Origin of the sequence: Bacillus sp. 522_BSPC, from assembly GCF_001076885.1 — a bacterium.
GTDB classification, from domain to species: Bacteria; Bacillota; Bacilli; order Bacillales; family Cytobacillaceae; genus Niallia; species Niallia hominis.
On record NZ_JVDT01000267.1, the window covers coordinates 1 to 2,837 of the forward strand.

At 30.2% G+C, this 2,837-nt stretch carries 3 protein-coding genes; 2 read left to right on the forward strand and 1 reads right to left on the reverse strand.

What is annotated here, in order from left to right:
- Nucleotides 1–290: 290 nt before the first annotated feature.
- Nucleotides 291–1,532, forward strand: a complete 1,242-nt coding sequence (locus tag ADJ83_RS22620) for a hypothetical protein (RefSeq protein ID WP_031539951.1) — start codon at nt 291–293, stop codon at nt 1,530–1,532.
- A 57-nt stretch (nt 1,533–1,589) separates the two neighbouring features.
- Here the strand turns inward: ADJ83_RS22620 and ADJ83_RS22625 are convergent, their stop codons facing one another.
- Nucleotides 1,590–1,919, reverse strand: a complete 330-nt coding sequence (locus ADJ83_RS22625) for a four-helix bundle copper-binding protein (protein ID WP_031539952.1) — start codon at nt 1,917–1,919, stop codon at nt 1,590–1,592.
- A 165-nt stretch (nt 1,920–2,084) separates the two neighbouring features.
- Between ADJ83_RS22625 and ADJ83_RS22630 the strand changes: the two genes are divergently transcribed.
- Nucleotides 2,085–2,750 (forward strand): winged helix-turn-helix transcriptional regulator, encoded by a 666-nt coding sequence (locus tag ADJ83_RS22630; protein ID WP_031539953.1) that lies wholly within the window; start codon nt 2,085–2,087, stop codon nt 2,748–2,750.
- Nucleotides 2,751–2,837 lie beyond the last annotated feature (87 nt).

Consider the following 2,837-nt stretch of genomic DNA (forward strand, 5'->3'; position numbering starts at 1 on the left):
TAGCCTCTGCCTTATGACTAGACCGAACGAAGGAATGTAGGCACATAGATGCCCAGAGACATGGGAGGGTACGTCATCATAAGCTACGCAGAGATCCATTGTGCATCGCATAATTCCCTATCACTACTTTCTATAATTATCCAGTAGTGACCGCGTAGCGTACCCGTAGGTTGGAATAATTACACATAATATATAAATTCTGTTAGGAATCGTGTCGAAAAATATTTTTTTGACACCCCAACAACGGCTCAAACCGTTGATAAATCAATATTTATAGAGGGAGTTATATTATGACTTTTACTTTACTTAAAGCAATCGATGAATATAAAAATGACCCAGAATCTGTTTACCAAACCTGGTTTATAAATAACAACGATAGACTAAAGGCATTTCGTACGATAAAAAATGCTATAAAAGTAGTTATTAAGGAAATAGAGAATAACACATTTCCTTGTGATTTTAAGGGTTCATCCCTTGAGGTAGCTATTTCAGCAATTGCGGAACAAAAGCAAATCTTTGAGGGCGCAGCTCATGCTTTTTATTGGAAGCCAAAGTTAAGAATACCTGATATTTATGAAAATGAAGATAATAAAAAAGCCTTTGGTCAATTTTTAAAGGAAACATTGCTCTATAATCAAGAAAAACAATTAATCTATAATATTAGGAAACTTCAAGAAAAAAATATAAAAGGACTAGGTCCTGCAGTAGGTAATATTTTATATTTTCTTCACCCTACTATTTTCCCGCCTTTCAACACTAGCATTGTTAAAGGTTTTAATATGATATTCAAACAAAAAATTAAATTAGGATCATGGGAAGATTATTTAACGATGCGCGAAATTATGATGGAGTATAATAATAACCATAACCTAGTCCTATCAAAAGATTTAGGTGCACTAGCAGGATTACTATATGAGATAGGTTCTGGCAGACAAGTTATTCAAGAAAACCACACTCTACTATTACAGGATATAGATAAAGTTAATAAAAAGCTAAAAAAAAGACATGAAGAAATTCAAAAGGAATTAGCCGAAGAGAATGAACATACTGAAATGCAATATTATTTAGCTAAAATAGGGACGACTCTTGGTTATAATGTGTGGATAGCAAAAAATGACCATAAAAGAGAATGGAAAGGATATAAATTAGGCAACTTTTCTATTCCCCATTTAAACTTAGAAACAATTTCAAGTGCTGTTAGTGAAACGATTTCTTTTATCGATGTTCTATGGCTTAATGGTGAAAATAAAGTTATAGGTGCATTTGAAGTAGAAAAGTCCACGTCTATATACTCTGGAATTTTACGCCTACAGGATTTGTCTATGTCCTTTAACAATGATAAGTCCAGATTTTATTTAATTGCTCCGAATAAAAGAAAAAAAGAAATTAAAGCACAATTATTAAGACCATCCTTCCAACATGACAGTATGTGTAAAATTTCTTATATTCTATTCTCGGATTTAAGAGAAGACTGTGAAGCTATGTGTAAGTTTGGAGTTAATATTTCTGTATTAGATAAGATATCAAACTAAATCATAATCCTATAAGTTATACTTGTATATATAACTTATAGGATTTTTTACATTTTATTAAGAAACCATTTTTCTACAGAATTCTGCACATTTAAAGCAAGATTCTGCGCATTGGAGACAATGTTCATGATGACTGTGCTTTTTACATTCTTCCCCACACTTTTCACAGATATCCGCACATAACAAACATATTTCCTTTACTAATGGGCTATTAGACTGCATTGCTTTTGCGGCTAAACTACAGATATCCGCACACTCTCGATCTAATCTAATACAACGAGCCATCATTTTAATATCTTCTTCATTTAAACAAGCATCAAAACAAGAATTACATGCTTTCATACATTCCAAACACGCTTTAATACATTCTTCGTAGTTCGTATTCATTCTTTTCCCTCCTATTAATTTATACAAGAATATTATTCCCATGGATTTCATAAATAAACTGCATAAAAAGTGCAAACTTTTTATGCTTAATCTGCAAAAATTCTACATACTTCACTTATATAATCCTATTTAAAACCTAATTCAAGTTAGAATAGGAGAGTTTTAATGAATAACATTTTGTTAATTGGAGCAAGTGTTGAAGAAAAGTGGAATACTCTATTAACAAGAAATGGATATAATTGTATCGGACCGATAAATATTGAAGAAATTCCAAATTACATTTATTCTCCATTAATTGATATTGTTTTAATATATGATGAACATTTATCCATAACAGTGGAATCAATCTGTATAAGTATTAATAAAATTTCTCCTGCTTTTATCATGGTAATAAGTAACAATATAAATTATTCACTTGTTAATATTTTAAAAAGTGGGGCAGACGTTTGTTTATTTGAACCAATATATGAGGACGAGCTAATTGCCAGAATCAACTCATTATTGAGGCATAAGAATAAATTAAGAAATGATATATTTACTTACAATAACTTAGAATTAAATATAAAAAAACGGAAAGTACATTACAGAGAGAAAATAATTCCACTAAGTCAAATAGAGATAAAGATTTTAGAAATGCTGATAAAAAATGATAACAAAGTTTTGTCCACTGATTTTTTAATAGATAATATTTGGGAAGATCACAAAATAAGTACTCAAACGCTCCGATCTTATATTCGTAATATTAGAGATAAAATTAGAGATGCTGGTTTCCCTGTAGATAAGTATTTAATTACTGTTTGGGGAATGGGTTATATATGGAAGTTTGATTAATAATTTCTCAATATATCCTTTTAATTGAACAGGAAAATAAATTCGTATGAGTAAAATGTTTGTGGGAGAATAAATATCCTTTTTGTC

Bases quoted from the DNA above. Each gene is read 5' to 3' on its own strand.
- ADJ83_RS22620 (WP_031539951.1), top strand. From the start codon at position 291: ATGACTTTTACTTTACTTAAAGCAATCGATGAATATAAAAATGACCCA.
- ADJ83_RS22625 (WP_031539952.1), bottom strand. From the start codon at position 1,919: ATGAATACGAACTACGAAGAATGTATTAAAGCGTGTTTGGAATGTATG.
- ADJ83_RS22630 (WP_031539953.1), top strand. From the start codon at position 2,085: ATGAATAACATTTTGTTAATTGGAGCAAGTGTTGAAGAAAAGTGGAAT.